22 protein-coding genes are annotated in these 22,854 nt (G+C 29.3%); 10 read left to right on the top strand and 12 right to left on the bottom strand.

Going from position 1 to position 22,854, the window contains the following annotated elements:
- Window position 1: 1 nt before the first annotated feature.
- The 5 genes from deoC to Q0762_RS01765 all read right to left on the bottom strand — a co-directional run bounded on the left by deoC (window position 2) and on the right by Q0762_RS01765 (window position 5,863).
- Window positions 2-748, bottom strand: a complete 747-nt coding sequence (gene deoC / locus Q0762_RS01785; protein ID WP_298763046.1) for a deoxyribose-phosphate aldolase — start codon at window positions 746-748, stop codon at window positions 2-4.
- A gap of 80 nt (window positions 749-828) precedes the next feature.
- On the bottom strand, window positions 829-1,575 hold the full coding sequence (locus Q0762_RS01780) for an energy transducer TonB (RefSeq protein WP_298763045.1): 747 nt from the start codon (window positions 1,573-1,575) through the stop codon (window positions 829-831).
- Between the two features lie 154 nt (window positions 1,576-1,729).
- Window positions 1,730-2,455, bottom strand: coding sequence for a hypothetical protein (locus Q0762_RS01775; protein WP_298763044.1), 726 nt, complete (start codon window positions 2,453-2,455; stop codon window positions 1,730-1,732).
- 116 nt (window positions 2,456-2,571) lie between these two features.
- On the bottom strand, window positions 2,572-5,031 hold the full coding sequence (locus tag Q0762_RS01770) for a leucine-rich repeat domain-containing protein (RefSeq protein WP_298763042.1): 2,460 nt from the start codon (window positions 5,029-5,031) through the stop codon (window positions 2,572-2,574).
- A 10-nt stretch (window positions 5,032-5,041) separates the two neighbouring features.
- Window positions 5,042-5,863 (bottom strand): DUF4412 domain-containing protein, encoded by an 822-nt coding sequence (locus Q0762_RS01765; protein ID WP_298763040.1) that lies wholly within the window; start codon window positions 5,861-5,863, stop codon window positions 5,042-5,044.
- Between the two features lie 228 nt (window positions 5,864-6,091).
- Between Q0762_RS01765 and Q0762_RS01760 the strand changes: the two genes are divergently transcribed.
- Complete coding sequence (locus Q0762_RS01760; RefSeq protein ID WP_298763038.1) at window positions 6,092-6,826, top strand: LytTR family DNA-binding domain-containing protein; 735 nt, start codon at window positions 6,092-6,094, stop codon at window positions 6,824-6,826.
- Between the two features lie 10 nt (window positions 6,827-6,836).
- A complete protein-coding gene (locus Q0762_RS01755) occupies window positions 6,837-8,753 on the top strand; it encodes a tetratricopeptide repeat protein (protein WP_298763037.1) in 1,917 nt (638 codons plus the stop codon).
- Window positions 8,754-8,891: 138 nt separating this feature from the next.
- Here the strand turns inward: Q0762_RS01755 and Q0762_RS01750 are convergent, their stop codons facing one another.
- Window positions 8,892-9,461, bottom strand: a complete 570-nt coding sequence (locus tag Q0762_RS01750; RefSeq protein WP_298763036.1) for a DUF3109 family protein — start codon at window positions 9,459-9,461, stop codon at window positions 8,892-8,894.
- An 86-nt stretch (window positions 9,462-9,547) separates the two neighbouring features.
- Here Q0762_RS01750 and Q0762_RS01745 point away from each other — a divergent pair, with 86 nt between their 5' ends.
- The 3 genes from Q0762_RS01745 (at window position 9,548) to Q0762_RS01735 (ending at window position 11,595) form a co-directional block, all read left to right on the top strand.
- Window positions 9,548-10,132: a MarC family protein gene (locus Q0762_RS01745; RefSeq protein ID WP_298763166.1), complete on the top strand. Its 585-nt coding sequence runs from the start codon at window positions 9,548-9,550 to the stop codon at window positions 10,130-10,132.
- Entirely contained in the window at window positions 10,132-10,737 is a 606-nt protein-coding gene (locus Q0762_RS01740; RefSeq protein ID WP_298763034.1) for an FAD-dependent oxidoreductase, read from the top strand. Before Q0762_RS01745 ends, Q0762_RS01740 begins: the two co-directional genes overlap by 1 nt.
- A 126-nt stretch (window positions 10,738-10,863) precedes the next feature.
- Window positions 10,864-11,595, top strand: a complete 732-nt coding sequence (locus Q0762_RS01735; protein WP_298763033.1) for an energy transducer TonB — start codon at window positions 10,864-10,866, stop codon at window positions 11,593-11,595.
- Window positions 11,596-11,674: 79 nt separating this feature from the next.
- On the opposite strand, the gene glmS is transcribed toward Q0762_RS01735, so the two are convergent.
- Genes glmS through Q0762_RS01720 form a run of 3 tightly spaced genes read right to left on the bottom strand, consistent with a single transcriptional unit; the run spans window position 11,675 to window position 15,986 of the window.
- Window positions 11,675-13,531 (bottom strand): glutamine--fructose-6-phosphate transaminase (isomerizing), encoded by a 1,857-nt coding sequence (gene glmS, locus Q0762_RS01730; protein WP_298763030.1) that lies wholly within the window; start codon window positions 13,529-13,531, stop codon window positions 11,675-11,677.
- A gap of 26 nt (window positions 13,532-13,557) precedes the next feature.
- A complete protein-coding gene (locus Q0762_RS01725) occupies window positions 13,558-15,165 on the bottom strand; it encodes a DUF4270 family protein (protein WP_298763029.1) in 1,608 nt (535 codons plus the stop codon).
- 11 nt (window positions 15,166-15,176) lie between these two features.
- On the bottom strand, window positions 15,177-15,986 hold the full coding sequence (locus Q0762_RS01720) for a glycogen/starch synthase (RefSeq protein ID WP_298763028.1): 810 nt from the start codon (window positions 15,984-15,986) through the stop codon (window positions 15,177-15,179).
- Window positions 15,987-16,084: 98 nt separating this feature from the next.
- Here Q0762_RS01720 and panC point away from each other — a divergent pair, with 98 nt between their 5' ends.
- The 4 genes from panC to radA all read left to right on the top strand — a co-directional run bounded on the left by panC (window position 16,085) and on the right by radA (window position 19,910).
- On the top strand, window positions 16,085-16,930 hold the full coding sequence (gene panC / locus Q0762_RS01715) for a pantoate--beta-alanine ligase (RefSeq protein WP_298763026.1): 846 nt from the start codon (window positions 16,085-16,087) through the stop codon (window positions 16,928-16,930).
- 102 nt (window positions 16,931-17,032) lie between these two features.
- Window positions 17,033-17,383, top strand: a complete 351-nt coding sequence (gene panD / locus Q0762_RS01710; protein ID WP_298763024.1) for an aspartate 1-decarboxylase — start codon at window positions 17,033-17,035, stop codon at window positions 17,381-17,383.
- A gap of 2 nt (window positions 17,384-17,385) precedes the next feature.
- Window positions 17,386-18,330, top strand: coding sequence for a lysylphosphatidylglycerol synthase transmembrane domain-containing protein (locus Q0762_RS01705; protein WP_298763022.1), 945 nt, complete (start codon window positions 17,386-17,388; stop codon window positions 18,328-18,330).
- A gap of 218 nt (window positions 18,331-18,548) precedes the next feature.
- Window positions 18,549-19,910, top strand: a complete 1,362-nt coding sequence (gene radA / locus Q0762_RS01700) for a DNA repair protein RadA (protein WP_298763020.1) — start codon at window positions 18,549-18,551, stop codon at window positions 19,908-19,910.
- A 6-nt stretch (window positions 19,911-19,916) separates the two neighbouring features.
- Here radA and Q0762_RS01695 read toward each other — a convergent pair whose 3' ends face one another.
- From Q0762_RS01695 to Q0762_RS01685, 3 genes are all read right to left on the bottom strand, one after another.
- Window positions 19,917-20,516, bottom strand: a complete 600-nt coding sequence (locus Q0762_RS01695; RefSeq protein WP_298763018.1) for a DUF6624 domain-containing protein — start codon at window positions 20,514-20,516, stop codon at window positions 19,917-19,919.
- A gap of 117 nt (window positions 20,517-20,633) precedes the next feature.
- Window positions 20,634-21,380 carry a uroporphyrinogen-III synthase gene (locus Q0762_RS01690; RefSeq protein ID WP_298763016.1) on the bottom strand — a complete coding sequence of 249 codons (747 nt, stop codon included), beginning with the start codon at window positions 21,378-21,380 and terminating at the stop codon, window positions 20,634-20,636.
- Between the two features lie 18 nt (window positions 21,381-21,398).
- Window positions 21,399-22,040, bottom strand: a complete 642-nt coding sequence (locus Q0762_RS01685) for a DUF4271 domain-containing protein (protein WP_298763014.1) — start codon at window positions 22,038-22,040, stop codon at window positions 21,399-21,401.
- 80 nt (window positions 22,041-22,120) lie between these two features.
- Here Q0762_RS01685 and Q0762_RS01680 point away from each other — a divergent pair, with 80 nt between their 5' ends.
- Entirely contained in the window at window positions 22,121-22,846 is a 726-nt protein-coding gene (locus Q0762_RS01680; RefSeq protein ID WP_298763012.1) for a polyprenol monophosphomannose synthase, read from the top strand.
- The last annotated feature ends 8 nt before the right edge of the window (window positions 22,847-22,854 follow it).

Here is a 22,854-nt window from a genome sequence, read left to right as displayed (position 1 = left end):
ATTAATACCCTTGTTTTGTGTTTTGTTTTTTATTAACAATTGCTAAAGCTGCAGATGTACCAATTCTATCTACACCTAAAGCAATCATTTTTAGTGCTGTTTCATAATCTTTAACACCACCTGCTGCCTTAACTTTTAATGGTTTTGCATTTTCAGAAATTAGTTTCATAATTTCTAAGGTTGCGCCGTTTGGCTTGTTATTTTCTGTTATATAAAAACCTGTAGCAGATTTTACAAATACATTTTTTGCATTTTCTTCACCAAAATTATTTATTACTACGTTTTTAATCAATTGTGAAATTACAATTATTTCTTGGTTTGAAAGCGCTGCAACTTCTATTATAAATTTAGCTACTTTAGTATTAATAAGACATAATTTTACGCAGTTAGTCACTTCTTTTTTAATTAATTCTAAATTTCCTGCTTTAAATGCAGTGTAATTTATTACAAAGTCTAACTCATTTGCCCCTAGATTTATTGCTTCTTGTGCTTCTTGTAATTTTTTTTCTAAGGTTGAATTTCCTTTAGGAAAATCTACAACTGTGCCAATTGATACCCTAACTTGTGCTTGCTCTAAAAATTGTTTTACGGTTTTTACATATTCCGCACGAATCATAATTAACTTGTAATTATACAATATAGCTTCTTGCACCAAATGAATTACACGCTGTAAATTTTCTTCTTTAGAAATATTTGCTTGTTTTGGTGTTTTTAAATAAGTAGCGTCTAAAAATTGGCTAATTTCCATGGTACAAAAGTAACAAAATCTAAACGATGGTATTTTAAGTTTATGACAAAAAAAACCCAACAATATGTTGGGTTTGTAATTTATTGTACACTAAAAGCTATTGGTAAAGTATACCTAACGCTCACAGGCCTGTTTCTTTGTTTACCAGGAGTAAATTTTGGTAATTTATTTATTAATTTATTGGTTTCTTTTTCTAATCTTTTATGTGGAGCTCTAATTTTTATATCTACCACGTTGCCTTTATCATCAATTAAAAACTGTGTGTATATTTTATATTTTCCACTTCTTAAACCTATTTGGTTGGCTAAATCTACGTCAAAATTTCTTTTAATAAATTTTTTCATTTGCTTATCAAAACAAATTTTATTTTCTGTTTTAGTTAATCCTTCGCAACCTTTAAAAATGGGTGCATCTTCTATTAAAATAAAAGGTACATCTTCTACAGGCTCATTTCCTTCTGGGTTTTCTACTGTAATTACAGTATTTAAATCTAAAGGAACAAAATCTTCTTCTTCTTGCAAATCTATTGGTGTATCTTCTACATTATTTGCTGCTTTTTTTATGGGAGCATCTGGAATAAAAGCTTGTGCTTTTAATATTTTTACTTTGGGTACAACTTTTATTTCTTTTTGAAAAATTACTTGCTGCGTGGGTTCAATGTGCAAAAACTGGCGTTCTGTAGGTTTAAAAAACGCTGCAGTTTTATCTTCGGTTTTGTGCTCTAATGTTACATAAACTATAAAGAGGACTAATACAAGGCCTAATTGGGTGAAAATATTAGAGAACTTTTCTAATTGTTTGGTTGGTGCTTTTTTTAGGTTTTTCATAATTAGTAAAGTTTTAAATGTTAAGTTCTTGTTAAACCAAAGTTCGTGCCAAGAAAAAAAGCATCAAAAAAAAATATTTTGATGCTTTTGGTTTAATTATAAAAATTAAAACAACGTTTACCTTTATAATTAAAAAATTTACTTTCTCTCTTCTTTACCATGTAAAAGTTTCGTTACTTACAAGATCTGTATAAAAACCAGATCCGTCTGCTTCCCAACTATAAAGTGCTATGTAAAGCGCATCTTCGTACACTTGAATGGTACCAGAATTATCTGTACTATTTGATTCTAAAACAAGTCTAAATCCATCTGCATCTAATTCTATTTTAGTTGTAGTAGCGTTTACCCACCATTTAATGGTAGAGCTTTCTTGGTTGTCATCAAATAGATTTACTTCTGCATAAGTTTCATCTTTTAATTGAAAACCTTCCATCACTTTTCCGTTAAAATCACTAGAAACAATAGTATAGTTAAAGGTGTATCTATCTGATTCTTCTGAAATTGTATAAGTTACACTTTCGCCACCAGCAGACCAAGTGTAAGTTTGTGTATTTAAAACTGCAGATTTTGCCAATTGCTTTTCATTAGACTTTAAAAAGACGGCGTCTGAAGGAATTGTAAAAAATGAGGTAAAAGAAACGCCTATAATTTTTAAAAGCTCAAATTGCGTATTTGCTTGTTGCGCATAAGGACTTGTTGAATTTGATAAGCCTTCTGGTACATTTGTGTTTTCAAATTTTTGTACAAAATCTTTCATGACCACTTCAGATAATTGTTCTCTTTCAAAAATGGCATCTTCCTGATTATTACTAGAGCAAGAAGTGCATGTTATAGCAATTGTAAATGCTATTAAGGTTAAAATTTTAAATGTGTTTTTCATAGTTTTTAGCTTTAATTATTACTTATTTATAGTTTTACTTTATTCGTTTTTATAAAATCAAATACGCAAAAAAAATTAAATTTTGCATATTTGATAAGTTTGGGAGATTCTTATAATTATCTAACTATTAATTTTTTTGAAATAACTGTGTCTTCAGTTTTAATTTTAACCACATACATTCCTTTAGAAAAAAGGTTTGTATCTATGGTTTCTTTTAAAAGAGTTCCATTTTTTTTACTGAAAACTTTTTCTCCTAAAATAGTATAAATTGTTATATTTTTAATTGCATTTTTTTCTGAAGCAATTGTAATATGTGATGTTGCTGGGTTTGGGTAAATTAAAAAATCACTTTCCAAAACTGTGAATTTATCTGCAGAAAGCACACTTGTTTCTTGTGCTATAATTATAAAAGTTCCGTTTTCTATAAACTTAGAACTTTTGCTAGAAGATGCAGACTCTAACCAAACTTTTACATACAATTTAGAACCAATAGTTAGGTTATCTAAAGAGATATCTGTACCACAAGTTAATGGTGTTGTACTGTTACAAGTTTCATAAACAGCCAATTTTAATTGCCCTCCAAAACCTGAACCTTGTATATTAAATTGGCCTGTTTGTGGTACAATTATAGAAAACCAAACATCTGCAATTACGTTATTTGTGACACAAGGTGCGTTGTTATTTGTATTGCCACTATTTACATCTCCTGGAGTTGGTTGCCCTAAAATTAATGGTATTGCGTTTGAACATTTATCATTATAAGGTGCACAATTTTCAGAAAACGAAGTTTGGCTATCTTTATTAAGCCAGTTATTTGTACTAAAACTTACATCATCTACCTCTACACAAGTTAAATTAGGATTGTTTCTTAAATCGATATTAAAAAGAATCCAATTTTTGGTGTTTTTTAAATTTAATCCAATTAACTCATTAAAAGAGGTGTTTAATTCTACTAAATTTGTATTGTTTTGTATATCTAAGTATTTTAGTTTATTGAAGCCTACTATTAATCTGCTAAGTGCAATGTTACCATAAAGATTTATATTTTCTAATTGATTGCTGCTTAAATCTGCATAATTTAGTTTTTTATTTTTACTAATATTTATAGAAGACACATTGCTATTAAAACAATCTAATCTCTCTAAATTAATTAAACTAGAAAGGTCTAAGTTTACTAAATTATTAGACCCTAAATTTACTTCTTTTAAGGCTTTGTTGTTATTAAAATCTATAGCTGTTAACAGATTTAACTTTGTATCTAAAACTGTTAAAGCTGTATTTTTCGAAAGGTCTAAAGTTGTTAGTTTGTTTCCAGAAACATTCAAATCTGTAATCTTAATATTTTTGCTAAAATCTACATTTGTTAATTTATTTTGAGCAAGATTTACAGTTTCTAATTCTATGTTTTTAGACAAATCTAAACTTGTAATTACATTAGCGCTTGCGTTTAAATTTGTTAAACTTACAAAAGCTTCTATACCAGTTAAATCTGTAATGTTTTCATCACTAATATCTAAAACTTTTAATGCAGATATTTTTGCAGTATCTACAGAGTTGTCATTGTTTTCTCCATTTCCTAAACCTTTAAATTCTAAATAATTTTCGAAATTAGTATCTGCAATATAAGTTTGCGGATTACACTCTTCTGAAAACCTACTGGTTGCATCTTTACCCCAATTTGCACTATTATCACTAAAAGACTTATCATCTACCTTTATACATGCCAGAGTTGGGTTGTTTGTACTCCTAAAAACACTTATAATAGTATTATTTCCATTATTTATGTTTACAAAAGTTAACTTATTATCCTGTAATCTAACAAATCTTAAAGCAGTGTTTGCTGTTAAATCTATAGAAGCCAAATTATTATCCTGTACATTTAAATCAGTCAATTTTGTATTATTAGAAAGGTTTAATTCTATAACGTTATTCTTATAAATATCTAATTGTTCTAACTTAGTTAAGTTTGTTGTGTTTAAACTAGAAAGCATATTTACATTACAATTAAGTTCTACTAGATTCACATTATTAGTAACATCTAAAGTAGTTAATCTATTTTCTGACAGATCTACTTCTATTAGTTTGGGGTTTTGTGAAAGGTCTATGTTTGTAATTTTAGAACGCGTAACATATAAGGTTTCTAAATTTATATTATTTGTTAAATTTAAAGTTGCATTGTCATCTAAACTACCATACAAACCAAGTTCTTTTAGCTTGGTATTATTTGATATACTTAGTTTTACAGTTTCTGTACCAGTTAAAGACAAACTTTCTAAATTGGTATTAGAGTTTAAGTCAATGTTTGGCAAGTAATTATCTTGAATATTTAAACTTTCTAATGCAGAAAAACTGCTAATACCTGTTAAATCTCTTATATTTTCAACAATACTAATAGATAGTCTTGTTACATTCTTTATATCTGCTGTAAATACTTTTCCGTTTACAATACCATCTGTATCTATACCTCTATTAATCAAAAACTTTTCGAAATTTTTGTCTGGTATAGAAGTTGTGCTTTGAGCAGAAATTAAGTTTACACTAGCTAAAAGTATTATACTTAGTAATTTTCTTTTCATAATTTATATTTTAAAAGCCCAATGAATTATATTCATTAGTGTTGATTGTAATATTTTTCTTTTCATTAAATTTTACAGCTCTCATATTGGTTGTGTCCTTACCAGATTTTAAAGTAACTTCTAATACAAAACCACCTAAACCATTATTTTTACCCATACCTAACATGCCAATATATGTTTCTTTAACAGGAAAATCTTGTGTTACCCAAATACTAGAAGAATCGGTTTGGTTTATGTACTTATATTCATAACATGTATAACCTAAAATAGATTTAGACGCTCCTGTTTTTTTAAAATCGTTTGCGTTTGTAGGCACTTTGTCAGAAAAATCTGTTTTTGAGAATTGTTTTTGCGATGCAGATTTTTTAATTTTCATGCCGTTAACTTCCATAAACATGGTAATGGTTTCTGGCGTAAAAACGTTGTAAACTTTATTGCCATCTCCCATATCTTTAGAAGCAATAGACAAACCATAAATATCTGGATATTGTCCTATTAAAAACTCCATATCTGCCTCTGTTTCGCCATTATTAGATATTTTCACTTCTAAACTAGCGGTAAAAGAAAACGTTTTAGGAATTTTAATTTTGGCATTAAACTGTAAAGAATCATTTAAAGTGTTTTTCTTTTTACGGGTTGATGTTTCTTTTTTTTCTTTGCCATTTAAAGTATCATCTATTATTTTATCTGTTTCCTTATCTATTTTTTCTTCAACTTTACGTTCTAACTTTTTTTCTAATTTCTTTTGAATTTTTTTCCAAATTTGTGCGTTTGTAATTGTACTTATTGTAAGAAACAGCAAACAGAACAATAATGTTTTACTTTTTTTCATAACTTTTCATTTTATTTTTCTTTACACAAAAATGTGCCAATATGTTGTAAAAGCAATTTAAAACTGTACAGATGGTTGTAAAAAATGTATAAATGGTGTTTTTTTTGTGAAATTATATTTTATACCATTTATCATTAAAAAAACACTGTTTTTCTTTAATTATTAACCATTAACACAACTGTATATAGTGTTCAAAAAAAATAATTTAACTTTACTAAAATTGATAAAATGATAAAGGCTGTTATTATAGATGATGAACCAAAAGCAATACAAAGTTTGGTTTGGGAACTTGCAAATTTTGAAGATGAAATAAAAGTTATAGCTACTTTTACAGAACCAGAAAAAGCACTTACACATTTAAAAAATGCTACTATTGATGCTCTTTTTTTAGATATTGAGATGCCAACAATGGATGGTTTTCAATTTTTAGAAAAACTAGAGCACAAAGATTTTGCGGTAGTAATTACAACTGCTTATAACGAATATGCCATTACTGCTTTAAAAAAAGAAGCTATAGATTATTTGCTAAAACCTATTGATACAGATGATTTAGCAGAAACCTTGTTAAAAATTAAAAAATACAATAGTAAAAACTTTAATGCAGATAAGTTTGAGGATATTTTATTACAATTCAACAACAAACTAAACAACAAAAAAATAACCATTAATACAGACGGTAAATTGGTTTTTATAGAGCCTAAAGACATTTTTTATGCAGCGTCAGATGGTAATTATTCTACACTTTTTCTTTCCAATAACAAAAAGATTGTAATCACTAAAAAATTAAAAGAAATAGATGATTTGTTGCCCAAAGATTGCTTTTTTAGAATACACAATTCCTATATTATTAACCTTAATAAAATAAAAGAATTTCTAAAAACAGATGGTTATGTAATTTTAGAAAATAATGCTAAAATACCTGTTTCTCGTCAAAAAAAATCTGCCTTTCTTAAAAAAATATAACAATTTTACAATGCTTACAAAACAACTGTTCTCTTATATATTATTCGTATTTTCTATTAGTTTATTTTCTCAAAATAAAGTAAAAACACTTGCCCAAAGTTTAGATAGTATATTAATAACCAAACCAAAAACATATAAAGAGATAGATAAAATTTTAAAACCTTATCAGCGCGATTCTGTAAAAGTAAAAACAATTATTCAAAAATTTAATAGCGAAAACTATAAAGAAGGTTTGGCTTATGAATATATAAAATTAGGAAATATTTACCGCAAATATTCTATGTACAACAAGGCGGAAGCAACCCATAAAAAAGCCTTAGAAGTTTCTAATAATAAAGAATTTCAAATTTTTAGCTTAAATATGTTGGGTGTAGATTATCGTAGAAAAAACATTTATACCTCTGCAATAGATTATAACAAAAAAGCACTAGAAATTGCTGAAAAAATTAAAAAACCAAATTCTGGAATTTTAAGAAGTATGGAGGTTTCTTACAACAGCATTGGCAATATTTATATACTCTTAGAACAATACAATTTAGCTGAAAACAGCTTTAAGAAAGCCATAAAAATTGCTGAGAAATCTGGTAACAAATGGTCTATTTCTATTAATAATGAAAATATTGCAAAAGTAAAAGAAGCACAAGATAGTTTAGATTTGGCTATTTTTTACACACAAAAAGCCCTAACAATAGATAAAAGTATTAACAACCATTATGGCCGAATGATTTGCTACAATAGGTTGGGAAAATTATATATTAAAAAAGGGGAATTTAGCAAAGCTAAAAACTTTTTAAAAGACGCAATTCCCATTGCTAAAAGTGTTAAAAACCCGTATTATATTGCTTTAATACACAATAATTTAGGTTGGGCTTACACCAAAACAAAAAACTATACTACTGCAAAAACCTATTTTAATAAAAGTTTAGAGATTGCCGAGAAAAGAAACTATAAAACAGCCTTAGCTGAAATTTACATCAATTATGCAGAATACAATCAACTTATAGGAAACTATAAAGATGCGTTTACATATCATAAAAAATATACCAATATTTCTAAAGAATTACTAAATGATAAAACCAGTAAATATGTAAATGATATCATTATAAAATACGATAGTGAACGCAAAACAAATCAACTTAAAGATTTAGCAAAACAAAGCGAAATTACCCAATTGGAATTGGTTAAAAATAGAAATTTTTGGATTATTGCTTTTGTTTCTTTGTTGCTTTTTTTAGCAATTTTATACTTTTTATACAGACAACGTTTATTTGCAAAAGAAAAACGAATTTTAACTTTAGAGCAAGATGTTTTGCGCTCTCAAATGAACCCTCATTTTATTTTTAACGCACTAAATTCTATTAAACATTACATTATAAATAACGAACAAAAAAATGCAGTTCACTATTTAAATAAATTCTCTAAATTAATACGTAAAATACTAGAAACTTCTGCTTTAAAAGAAGTGTCTCTAAAAGAAGAATTAGAAACTATGGATTTGTATATGAATATTGAAAATATTCGTTTTTCCAACGAAATTAATTATCACATGCACGTAGATAAAACTTTAAATTTAGCTCAAATAAAAGTACCCCCTTTAGTTTTGCAACCCTTTTTAGAAAATGCTTTATGGCATGGTTTATCTTCTAAAAAAGGAGACAAAAAAGTTGTTTTATCTGTACAAAAACACTCCAATAATTTTATTGAAATTAATATTGAAGATAATGGTGTTGGTAGAAAAGCATCTGCAAAAATAAAATCGAATAAAATAATTAAACGCAAATCTGTTGGTATTAAACTAACCATTGAACGTTTAAATAATTTTATAAAAGAATTCAGCAACCCTTTTAGTATTAGTTTTAAAGATTTGGTAGATAAAGATGAAAATTCTATCGGAACAAAAGTAATTTTGAAAATTCCAACTCAATAATTTTCAAATCCTTTTTATATTTTTTCTAACGTAAATAAGCGTTTGGTTTAAATCGAAAGATTTTGCAATAACCAACTATTCTTTGAGTTTTAACCAATTAACTAATACCTAAAAAACACAATTTAAAGTAACAACATGTTATCGGTTATAGTTTGCAGCTACTTTTTCTAACTCGTCATACCAATTTTGCCCAAACTTTCTAATTAAAGCTTGTTTTACAAACTTATAAACAGGTACTTGCAATTCTTTTCCTAAAGTACAGGCGTCATCACAAATTTCCCACTTGTGGTAATTTACCGCAGAAAACTCACTATAATCTTTTACTCTTACTGGGTATAAATGACAAGAAATTGGTTTTTTCCAATCAATTGCACCAGAATTGTAAGCCTCTTCTATACCACAAAGTGCTGTTTTTTTATCATCAAAAATAACATAAGCACAATCTGCTCCATCAATTAAAGGCGTTTCTAATTCGCCCCATTCACTTTTTACCCAAGTACCTTCTGCTTCAATAACAGCAATACCTTCTTTGCGCAAAAATGGTTTTACTTTTGGGTAAATTTCTTCTAAGATTTTGGTTTCTGCAATATCTAGAGGAGCACCAGCTTCCCCATCTACACAACAGGCACCTTTACAAGCTGATATATTACAGACAAAATCTTTTTCAAAAACGTCTTCTGATACTATGGTTTTTCCTAATTGAAACATATCGCAAAAATAATATAAATTTTATCTTATATTTTATAGAATCATTAATTTAGTTGTCTAATTTTGCAAAAAAAACAAAAATGTCTATCAATTTTAATTTTAAAGAAATATTTACTGCTTTTATGGTTTTATTCGCAGTAATTGATATTATTGGAAACATACCCATTATAATAGATTTACGTAAAAAAGCGGGTCATATACAATCTGGTAAAGCCTCTTTAATTGCAGGTTTTATTATGATTCTTTTTCTTTTTTTAGGAAAAAGTTTGTTAAGTTTAATAGGTATAGATGTAAATTCTTTTGCAGTTGCAGGTTCTTTTATATTATTTTTTATTGCTCTAGAAATGATTCTTGGTATTACCTTATATAAAGATAATGGAGATATTAATGCAATTACAGCCTCTGTTTTTCCATTAGCATTTCCACTAATTGCAGGACCTGGTAGCTTAACTACATTACTTTCTTTACGTGCAGAGTTTCATATAGAAAATATTATTGTGGCCGTTTTATTAAACATCACTTTTTTATACCTTGTTTTAAAAACTTCATCTAAAATAGAACGTATTTTAGGGCCAAACGGCATACAAATTATAAGAAAGGTATTTGGTGTTATTTTATTGGCTATTTCCGTAAAATTATTTGCTGCTAATATTAAAATACTCTTTGTATAATGAATTTTGATGTATTAATAATTGGTGGTGGTGTTTCTGGCTTACAATGCGCCTTAGTTTTAGGTTCTGCATTACAAAAACCTTTTGCAATGCATAAAAAAACAGGCATTATTACACATCAAAAAGCGTCTCACCTACAAAATGCTTTGTTTAATAATGTGTTAGGTATATCGCCTAAAACTTTAGGTAAAAATATTTTAATTAGTGGTAAAGACCAACTGGCACAATTGTATCCTGAAGTACTTCAAATAGAAAAAGAGAAAGTTCTTTCTATAGAAGAATTTGAAAATAATTTTAAAATTGTAACAAATAAAAGTGAGTATATTTCTAAAACAGTTGTTCTAGCTTTAAATTACGCAAAACCTCTTACTATTAAAGGTTTAGAAAAATACTTAGAACCCCATCAAAGAGCAAATCCTTCAAAAGATAGAATTCAGCTTAAAAATAAAGATTTTTTAATTAAAAAAGACTTGTATTGTTGTGGTACTATAGCTGGTTTAAGAAGTCAGTTTGCCATAGCTGCTGGTTCTGGTGCCAGTGTTGCTACAGATATTTTAACTTTATGGAATAATAATATACCCACCAAAGTACACGACAAGGCATGACGAAAGTCATGTTTTAATACCTTTTATAACTGTAATTTTATAGTGTCTTAAAGAGCTTGATTTAACTAAATAAGTTAAAATTGAGATGGTTAGACAAAAATTAATAGAAACTATAATTATAAGGTTATGCAAATTAAAAAAAACCCAAAGTTACAAATAGAGAAATTTAGTAAAATATTTTTTGAACTAGGTTTAGTACTTACGCTATTTATTATTCATAGTTTGTTAGAATACAAAACCTATGAAATTAATGAAGTAAGTGATTTAGCAGTTGTTCATATGACTGCTCCTTTACAAGAAGATATACCTATTGTAAAAATTAAAGTAAAAAGTGCGCCACAAAAAACACCACCTCCTTTAGTAGAGCAAATTAAGGTAGTAGAAGATGATGTAAAAGTAGAAGAAACTGTTATGGAAACTACAGAAACAGATGAAAATGATGCTGTTGTGCTTGATATTGATGATATTGAAGAAGTACAAGAAGGTGAAGTTATAGAAGAAGATATTCCTTTTATTTTAATAGAAAGTGTACCAGTTTATCCTGGTTGTAGAGGAAATAACAAAAAACTTAGAAAATGCTTTACAGAAAAAATTACTAGGTTTTTTGGTAAAAAATTTGATGCGAATTTAGCAACAGATTTAGGTTTGTCTGAAGGTAAAAAACGATTGTTTGTAGTTTTTAAAATTAACAAAAAAGGTAACATTGTAGATGTACAAGCCAGAGCACCACATCCTGTATTAGAACAAGAAGTTAAAAAAATAATGAATGCTTTACCACAAATGACACCCGGTAAACAAAGAAATAAACCGGTTACTGTAAGTTATAGTTTACCCATTACTTTCTTAGTAAAACAATAAATTATACACCAAAGTGAATGAGAAAAAGCAAAAAACCAGCTAAAAAATAGCTGGTTTTTTATAGTATAAATTTTAATAATTATTCTACAGTTACAGATTTTGCCAAATTTCTTGGCTGATCTACATTTTTACCTAACATTACTGCAATATGGTAAGATAAAAGTTGAAATGGAATCGTGGTTAATAAAGGCGTTAAAGCCTCTTCTGTTTCTGGTATTTCTATTACATGATCTGCAATTTCTTTTACCTGTGTATCGCCTTCTGTTACAATTGCAATAATTTTACCTGCTCTAGATTTTATTTCTTGAATGTTACTTACAACTTTTTCGTAGTGCCCTTTATTGGTTGCAATTACAAAAATTGGCATATTCTCATCAATCAAAGCAATGGGTCCATGTTTCATTTCTGCAGCAGGATAGCCTTCTGCATGAATATACGAAATCTCTTTTAATTTTAATGCACCTTCTAAAGCTACTGGAAAATTAAAACCTCTACCTAAATACAAACAATTTTTTGCATCTTTATAAACGTCGGCAATCTCTTTAACCTTTTCATCAATTTTTAAAAGATCTGCAACCTTATTGGGTATTAATTGCATTTTATGTAAAAAGGTTCTAAGTTCAGATTTAGAATATTCGCCTTTTTTAGAAGCTAATTTTAACGCAATTAAGGTTAAAACAGTAATTTGGGTTGTAAATGCTTTTGTAGAAGCTACACCTATTTCTGGTCCTGCATGTGTATAAGCACCTGCATCTGTTTCTCTAGCAATAGAAGAGCCTACTACATTACAAATTCCAAAAACAAATGCGCCTTTAGATTTTGCTAATTTAATAGCTGCTAAAGTATCTGCAGTTTCTCCAGATTGTGAAATTGCAATAACAACATCATCTGAAGTAATTATAGGATTTCTGTATCTAAATTCTGATGCATATTCTACTTCTACAGGAATACGAGCCATATCTTCTATTAAATACTCTCCTACCAAACCTGCATGCCATGATGTACCACAAGCCACAATAATAATTCTTTTTGCGTTTAAGAATTTATTCATATGGTTATCTATACCAGACATTTTAATAATGCCTTCATCAGCCAACATTCTACCTCTATAGGTATCTATAATGGCTTTTGGTTGCTCGTGTATTTCTTTAAGCATAAAATGGTCATAACCGCCTTTTTCTATTTGATCTAGACTCATTTGTAACTCTTGAATATTGGCATCTACTTGAGCATCGTCTTGTATTCTTCTTACTTTAATACCTTTACCCAACTTAATAATTGCCATTTCTTCATCTTCTAGATAAATAGCGTCTTTGGTGTATTCTATAAAAGGTGAAGCGTCTGAAGCTACAAAAAATTCTGAATTATCTTTTCCCACTCCAATAGCAATAGGGCTTCCTAAACGCGCTACAATAATTTCATTTGGCTTGGTTTTATCAAAAACGGCAATTGCATATGCACCTATAACATTAGTTAAAGCAATTTGTACAGCTTTACCTAATTTACAACCTTCCTTCTTTTTTACTTCTTCTATTAAATTTACAAGAACCTCTGTATCTGTATCACTTTTAAAAGCGTATCCTCTAGAAATTAATTCTTTTCTAAGTGTATCGTAGTTTTCTATAATTCCGTTATGTACAATAACTAAATCTCCAGATTGTGAGTAATGTGGATGTGAGTTTACATGATTAGGAACTCCGTGAGTTGCCCATCTTGTATGCCCCATTCCAATATTTCCTTTTTTTCTTTCAGTTTCTTTATCTGTAATAAGTTCTAAATCAGAAACTTTACCTTTTGTTTTAGATAAATGTATAGCAGCGCCATCAAACATCATTATACCTGCACTGTCATAACCTCTATATTCCAGTCTTTTTAAACCATTTATAACAATAGGATAAGCTTCTCTAAAACCTATGTACCCAGTAATTCCGCACATTTTTTTTAATTTTGGTTGATATATAATTAATTTTCTTTTTCTGTATATGAAATTTTCAATTGAGCTCTTCTTGTTCCGTTAGCTGTTGCATCTCCATTTAAAATGGTAACAGCCTTCGGGTTCCAACTATACCCTGTAAAACTAGCATTTGTAGCAGATGTTGGAATATCTGATGTATTAAAAACCTTTAACCTTAATGGTGGATTATCTGAAGTTTCTCCACTTAAAAAGTCCGACAAATAATCTGTTATTTTAAAAGTATAACTATCTTTTTTATTGTTAGCGTCATATCTTAAGACACCACTAAAAGTAAATTCTCCTTCTGTATTAACATCTTTAATCTGGCTTAATTCTGTGTTACCTAATTCATCTACTCCATTTTTGTATAAATACAGTCTAAACGGAACATTAGTAGTATCTGAATCTTGGTTTATGTAAAAGGTTAAAGCAGCATCATTAACCAACCAGTTTTTAGATTTTAAGAAATCTAACTGTGCAGGTTCTAAAATTTTAACTTCTGCTTCAGATCCTGCTGCTCCTTGCAAAATTACTTCATTATTTACTGGATAAACCCTATTCGTAACATTGTATTTGTTATTAATAACTCCACCCAATTGAAAAGTATGGTTTTGTGTAAGCACTGTATCTATTTGATTGTTAGCACCAAAAAAAGTATTGGTGTAATAAACTTCTATTAAAGATTTACCAGCGTCTGATGCTGCGTCTCTTAAATTAAAAGAAATTAATGAACCACTTCTTTGTCCTGTACCTTGGTTTTTTTCTTTCGCTTCAATAATAATTCCTCTAAAAAAATCATTAAAAGCTGTTTGAGATGCAAAGTTTGGCGTTTCATAGTTATTTAAAAATGTTTCTTCTGCAAAACTCTTTTTTAATCCTATAATTGCCATAGGTAAAGCTAAATCTGGGCTTTGTGTAGTTGCATAGCGTATAGAATCTAGTTTATGTACTTCTCCTAAACTGTTTCTTCGTTTTACAATAAGCAATGTATCATTTGGCGTTGGTCTAAATACTCTAGATGCTGGCACATTTAAGGTATCTGTTGTTCGTTGGCGATAATCTGTATCAGAAAAATATCGGTTTCTTTTTGATGGATCTGCAGGATTTAAAGTGTTTAAAAACGCAGAAATCTCAAAAATGTTTAAATCAAAAGCATCGTTACCAATAACAGAATCTAAAGAATAAACAGGTCTGGTTGTGTTAGATTGTAAAGTTGCTTGATATGGTATTCTTAAAAAGACGGTATCTATGGTAGTTTCTACTCTTAAATTACCAGGATTACTAAAACTTACTCTTTGTAAACCTGTATTTATAAGTACTTGTGAAACTATAGAAGCTTCAAAACTCTCGTAATTCTCGTTAACATAAGCACCTAACAAATACTGCCCTTGAAAACCAAAAAATGGAGCTCCTAACAAATCTAAACCATCTGTTCTAATTCTATCTACTGGTACATTAGAAACTAAAACATCTATTATAGTATCATTTGTAGAAAACTTTGTGTTGCTAACAACACCAGAATTTATGTTTGTAAAATCTTCTTCACAAGAAATTATTATTCCAAAACATAAAACTAAAGCACTAAGATAAGCACTCTTTTTAAAAATATTTTTCACCTTAAAAACTATTAATTTTCTGAAACTAAATCAGTATAAAAATTTAAATAACTTTCCTTAAAGTTTTCTTCTTGAAAACCTAAAACCGGAATTTCCTTTTCTTCAATAAAAGAAGTAATTTCATCAGAAATATCTTCACTACCATGTATTACTGCATCTGAGTTTTCTATGGCACTTTTTAAAATATTGGTGTGGTTAGGTGTGTTAATTGTTGCTATTTTCTGGTTTTCTTTTAAATCGAACTTTACTTTGTCTGCCAACTTTTCATTTAACGTTCCTTCAAAAGGATTGTTGTATATAGAAGTAACTATTTTACTTTCTGTAAAAAGAGGTTCCTCATTATAAAACTCTCTTAAATATAATGGTAATAAAGAGGCCATCCAACCATGAACATGAATAATATCTGGCGCCCAATTTAATTTTTTAACCGTTTCTATAACTCCTTTTGCAAAGAAAATGGCACGTTCATCATTATCTGGAAATAAAGTTTCATCTTCATCAGAAAAAACAGCTTTTCTTTTAAAATATTCTTCATTATCTATAAAATAAACCTGCATACGCTCTTTAGGTATAGAGGCTACTTTTATAATTAGCGGCATATCCATATCGTTTACTACCAAATTCATCCCAGAAAGACGAATTACTTCGTGCAATTGGTGTCTTCTTTCATTAATAACACCAAACCTTGGCATAAAAATACGGGTTTGTACGCCTTTAGAATGTGCGTTTTTTGCTGCATTAAATGCAGTTGATGATAACTCTGTTTCTGGCAAATAAGGAACTACCTCAGATGATACAAATAATATTCTTTTGTCCTTCATTAAATCAAACTCTTTTTGTAAGATTTGCGAAAATACAAATTTTTATGCAAATATCGTGTTAAAATGGTAAGTTTGCAGACATTTACAAGCAATAAACTATGCATATTTTTAATAAAAAACAGGCGCTTACACAATTTTTAAAGCAGGTTAAGCAAAAGCAAAAAACCATTGGTTTTGTGCCAACTATGGGCGCTTTGCATAAAGGGCACCTTTCTTTAATAAAAAAAGCAAAAGCAAAAAATAATATTGTAGTAGTAAGTATTTTTGTAAACCCAACCCAGTTTGATAATGTAGAAGACTTAAACCAATACCCCAAAACATTGGTAAAAGATTTAGATTTATTAAAATCTGTGGCTTGTGATGTGGTGTTTACACCTTCCGTATCAGAAATTTACAACACAAACATTAGCGCTAAAAAATTTAATTTTGATGGTTTAGAACATCAAATGGAAGGCAAATTTAGAGATGGCCATTTTAACGGTGTTGGCACTATTGTAAAAGCGCTTTTCGAAATTGTAAAACCAAACAAAGCTTATTTTGGCGAAAAAGATTTTCAGCAATTACAAATCATCAAAAAAATGGTGAAAAAAAATAATTTGCCTGTAAAAATTAAAGGTTGTGCCATTTTTAGAGAACCAGACGGTTTAGCCATGAGCTCTAGAAACACAAGACTTACAGAAGCATACAGAAATGCAGCTCCTTTTATTTACAAAACTTTAAAAAAAGCCAAAAAAAAATTTGGCACAGAAAATGCTACAAAGATTACAGCTTGGGTAACTAAAAAATTTAAAAAGCACCCTTTACTAGAATTAGAATATTTTACCATTGCAGAAGAAAAAACATTAGAAACTGCCATTACAAAAGAAAAAAACAAAAAATACAGAGCATTTATAGCTGTTTTTGCAGGTAAAATTAGATTGATAGATAATATTCGTTTAAAATAAACTCAAGCGCAATGGAAATTTTAAAAAAACACCATTTATTTTCAATTTCTACCACCAAAAAAATTAAAAAACAGTCTCACTAAAAAAACCTATTTTTGTCATATGTTAGTACAAGTAGTAAAATCTAAAATCCACCGTGTAAAAGTTACAGGTGCAGATTTAAATTATATAGGAAGCATTACCATAGACCAAGATTTAATGGATGCAGCCAACATTATAGAAGGTGAACGCGTTCAAATAGTAAACAACAATAATGGCGAACGTTTAGAAACTTATGCAATTCCTGGACCTCGTAAAAGTGGAGAAATTACCCTAAATGGTGCTGCTGCAAGAAGAGTTGCTGTTGGTGATGTTTTAATACTAATTGTTTACGGTTTTATGGATTTTGAAGAAGCAAAAAACTTTAAACCATCATTAGTTTTCCCTAATGAAAAAGACAATACACTTACTTAATTTTGGATATTAAAAAAGTTTTAAAAACCATATTACCTCTCGTTTTGGGAGGTTTTTTAGTTTGGTATTCCCTCTCTAAAATCTCTTTAGAAATATTAATTGGTTATTTTAAAGAAGCCAATTATAGCTGGATTTTTCTAGGACTTTTCTTTGGTATTTTAAGCCACTTATCTAGAGCATACCGTTGGAAGTTTATGCTAGAACCAATAGGTTTTAAACCCAAATTCACCAACAGTGTCTTAGCTGTTTTAGTAGGTTATTTGGTAAATTTAGCCTTACCCAGAGCAGGAGAAATTTCTAGAGCTACAGTAATGGCAAATTACGAGAAAATTCCGTTCGAAAAAGGTTTTGGAACCATTGTAGCAGAACGTTTAGCAGATTTAGTAATGATGCTTTTAATTATAGCCATTACACTTTTTGTACAATTCGATTTTATTTACCAATTATTAACCAAAAACTTCGATCCAATCAAAATTTTAATAGGCATTACCATTTTAGCCACTTTAATATTTGTTTTCATTCGGTTTGTAAAAAAAGCAAAAACCGGTTTTTTACTTAAAATTAAAACCTTTGTTAGTGGTTTGGTAGAAGGCTTAACCAGTATATTTAAAATGAAAAATAAATGGGCATTTATTTTTCATACCGTATTTATTTGGGCAATGTATGTTGCCATGTTTTGGGCAACAATACCAGCAATAAATGGTTTAAACGTTCCTTTTGGCGGTATTTTAATTGGTTTTATAGCTGGCGGTTTTGCCATAGCAGCCACAAATGGCGGCATAGGTTTATATCCCGTTGCAGTTGCAGGTGCATTGGCTTTATTTAATATACCCACAGAACCAGCCACCGCTTTTGGTTGGATTATGTGGACCGCACAAACTGCCATGATTATCATTTTTGGTGGTTTAGCCTTTTTAATTTTACCACTTTACAATAAGAGCAAATAACTTAGCGTTTTTTTTTTAATTTTCTCCATAATTTGGGCGTTCCCTAAAGGTCGCGCTTTCATTACTCGCTTTTTTATAAAAAATAAAAAGAGCTCAAACACGCCATTCAATCGCTAACGCAAGTATTTGCCAACTATTGGTAAACTTTAAAATCAAAATAGTTTTAAGATAATTAAGTTCGTAAATTTGTAGCACTAAAACTTTGCAACTAAAACAAAATGGCCAAAACCAAAACAACTTTTTTCTGTCAGAATTGTGGTACCCAACATGCAAAATGGATTGGACAATGTGGCGCCTGTAAAGAATGGAATACTATTGTAGAAGAAGTTATTCAAAAAGAAGAAAAACGCGTTTGGAAACAAAATACAACCGCAAAACAAAGCATAAATAAACCGCTTAAAATTGCAGATATTCAACTAAACCCAGAAGAAAGAGTAATTACCAACAATAAAGAGCTAGATACTGTTTTAGGTGGTGGCTTGGTAAAAGGTTCTGTTACCCTTTTAGGTGGTGAACCTGGAATTGGTAAATCTACATTATTATTGCAAGTAGCCTTAAACATCAATCAAAAAGTATTGTATGTTTCTGGAGAAGAAAGTCAATCTCAAATAAAAATGAGAGCAGAACGTTTAAATGCCAACAACTCCAACTGTTTAATTTTAACAGAAACCAATACACAACAAATTTTTAAAAATATAGAAACCACAGAACCAGAAGTTTTGGTAATAGATTCTATACAAACCTTACACACAAATACAATTGAAGCCTCTCCTGGTAGCATTTCTCAAATTAGAGAAACCAGTGCAGAACTTATAAAATTTGCAAAAGAAACAGCAACACCAGTTTTATTAATTGGACACATTAATAAAGAAGGAAACATTGCAGGACCAAAAATTTTAGAACACATGGTAGATGTGGTTTTGCAGTTTGAAGGCGATAGAAACCACACTTATAGAATTTTACGCAGCCAAAAAAACCGATTTGGATCAACTTCAGAATTAGGAATTTATGAAATGTTATCTAGCGGATTAAGAGAGATTTCCAATCCGTCTGAAATTTTAATTTCTAAAAAAGATGCCGATTTAAGTGGCACTGCAATTGCCAGTACTTTAGAGGGTATTAGACCCTTAATGATAGAAATACAAGCGTTGGTTTCTACTGCAGTTTATGGTACACCACAACGCTCTACAACCGGTTACAATTTAAAACGATTAAACATGTTGTTAGCCGTTTTAGAAAAACGTGCAGGTTTTAAACTAGGTGCAAAAGATGTGTTTTTAAACATAACTGGCGGCATTAATGTAGACGATCCTGCTATAGATTTAGCAGTTGTTGCCGCTATTTTATCTTCTAACCAAGATATTGCAATAAACCCAAATGTGTGTTTTGCTGCAGAAGTTGGTTTGGCAGGAGAAATAAGACCGGTTTCTAAAATAGACCAACGTATTACAGAAGCAGAAAAATTAGGTTACAAAACCTTTGTCGCATCCAAATACAATAAAATTTCTTCTAAAAATCACGGAATTAGATTGGTTTTAGTAGGTAAGATAGAAGAAGCTTTTGCTACTTTGTTTGCTTAAGATTATTTAAAAAATCCAACCTGTTTTAAGCTTCCAAATTTCAAAATCTTTTTGATATTGCACAAAATCTTTTGGAGCAATTTGATTTTCTAATTTTGCACGTTCTCTCATAATCTCAATCTGTTTTTCCAAAGAATTTAGTCCGAGAGCACACCTTCTTTGGTTTACTTTTTCTAAATTATCAAAAATATTTGGACTTAATTTTCCTTGATTATCCCAATTAAACTGAGTGCCATATTTTTGAGGTTTGTTTTCAAAAAAGGCAATTCTATCTGATAAATAAGCAAAATTTTTAGCATCTGCCTCTTTATTTTTAACAGCTATCTCTAAAAGTTGCAAACATTTACGCATAAAATTTGGTTTAGAAATTGCGTGTTGAATAATTAACCAAGCTGCATCACTTGCTTCTTCACCAACTTTAGCAATGGTTGGGTACCCTATTTCTGTTATAATTTTATCTAATACTTCTGCATTTTTAAGATGAAGTCTTTCCATTTCTTTATGGTAGCCTTCATTAAATTTTTGCTGCTTTATTAAAACGTCTCGCAATTTTAAATCTTTATGCTTTAACGCAATAATTGTATCAGAAATTTCTTTAAATTCCATATTAATATTTAAAAGCACTGTAAAGTAACATAAATTATTAAGCTGTTTACATTATTCTGTAAAAACAAAAACCCAAGCAAAAGCTTGGGTTTCTAATATCAATATAAAAAGTAAAAATTACTTTTTATTTACGGTTTTAATATATTTTTCTAAAGCCATTGTCATAGAAGGTGTTTCTGGCGCAGGTGCCTGTATATCACACTTAAAACCAGCTTCTGTAACTGCTTTTACAGTTGTATTACCAAAAGCGGCAATTCTAGTTTCGTTTTGTTTAAAATTCGGGAAATTTTGTAATAAAGATTCAATTCCAGAAGGACTAAAAAATACCAAAACATCATAAAAAACATTTTCTAAATCAGACAAATCACTAACAACAGTTCTGTACAAATCTAAACGTTGCCATGTTATACCCAATTTATCTAACTCTTGTGGTACCAAAGGTTTTAACTTATCTGAACTTGGCAGTAAAAACTTTTCTGCTTTATGCTTTTTAATTAGCTTAACCAAATCTGGAAAAGTTCTATTACCTACATAAATTTTACGCTTTCTGTACACCACATATTTTTGTAAATAATAGGCAACAGCTTCAGACTGACAGAAATACTTCATATCATCTGGCACTTTAAAACGCATTTCTTCTGCAATTTTAAAAAAGTAATCTACTGCATTTCTACTGGTTAAGATAATTGCAGTAAAATCTTTAAAATCAATTTTTTGGTTTCTAACCTCTTTTACAGGTATGCCCTCTACATGAATAAAAGATCTAAAATCAATTTTCACTTTTTGCTTGTCAGACAAGTCAAAATAAGGAGATGTTTCTGTTTTTGGAGCAGGTTGGGATACTAAAATAGTTTTCACTTTCATACGCTTTGGATTATTGGGTTAAAGCATCATTTTAAAAAGTATTAATAACGGGGCTATTTCGAGAGCGCAAATGTACAAAATAAAATAAAACAACTTGCTAAAAATCAGCTTTTTGTTAATTATCACATGAAAAACGAACTTCAATAAAAACAAAAAAACCACCAAATAGCCAAAACCCATTGGTTTTACGGGACTAAAATTAAAAATACTAAAGAGTATAAAAAGTACAAAAGCTAAGGCATAAAAGTAACTATATTTAGAAATTATGTAAAAACGCAACTGTTTTTTCATTAAAAAAAGTCCCATAAAGACAGATTCTAACAAACTGCGCGCTAAAAAATATGCCAAAGTAAAAAGAAACAAATACAAAAAATTATAAAAATTTAATGTAAAATTGGTTGTCATTTCATTTAAAACCAAACTTAAACACAAAGTAACACTGGTTACAGAAATCATAAAAATTAACCAAGTAAAACCGTTTAAAAAAGAAGTGTTTTCTTCTGCTTCGTCTTCTACAAATGGTTTATTAAAAAAAGCCAAAGCATAGCCTTTTAACCTTTCAGAATCAATTATCTTTAAAACAGCAATTAACGCAATAATAATAACCCAAACTATGGGAATCCAATTGGTATTTACCGTTATTTTTTCTATTGCTTGCACGTGTTTTGTTTGCTAAGATTAACACAAAATTAGTAATTAAAAAATGTATATTTGTATTCTTACCACAGGAAATTTATTTTATGTCCGACAGCTTAGTTATAATCCCCACTTTTAACGAAAAAGAAAATATAGAAGCTATAATTAGAGCTGTTTTTAATCAAAAAAAAGCGTTTCATATTTTAGTAGTAGATGACAACTCTCCTGATGGAACTGCAAAAATCGTAGAACGCTTAAAAACAGAATTTTCTAGCCAACTTTTTCTAGAAAAAAGAATACATAAAAATGGTTTAGGTACTGCTTATATTCATGGTTTTAAATGGGCGCTAACCAAAAAAAAATATGATTATATTATTGAGATGGATGCAGATTTTTCTCATAATCCGGCAGATTTAATTAGGTTATATAATGCCTGCGCCAATGGCGATGGAGATGTTGCAGTTGGCTCTAGATACGTTAACAACCAAGTAAATGTTGTTAATTGGGATATGAAACGGCTACTGCTCTCTTATTTTGCCTCTAAATATGTACGTTTAATTACTAGAATACCTATTTTTGATACTACTGCAGGTTTTGTTTGCTGGAGCAAAAAAGTTTTAGAAACCATGAATTTAGATAAAATTAAATTTGTAGGTTATGCATTTCAAATAGAAATGAAATTTAAAGCATGGAAACATAAATTTAAAATTAAAGAAGTTTCCGTTATTTTTACCGATAGAAAATTAGGCACCTCTAAATTAAGCGATGGTATTATTTCTGAAGCACTTTTTGGTGTCATAAAAATGAAATTTAAAGGCTTGCCAAAATAAATTTAAGT

It is taken from the genome of uncultured Polaribacter sp. (assembly GCF_947495205.1).
GTDB lineage: Bacteria > Bacteroidota > Bacteroidia > Flavobacteriales > Flavobacteriaceae > Polaribacter.
The sequence above is the reverse complement of the archived record's forward strand: the minus strand, read 5'-3'. Positions and strand labels throughout refer to the sequence as shown.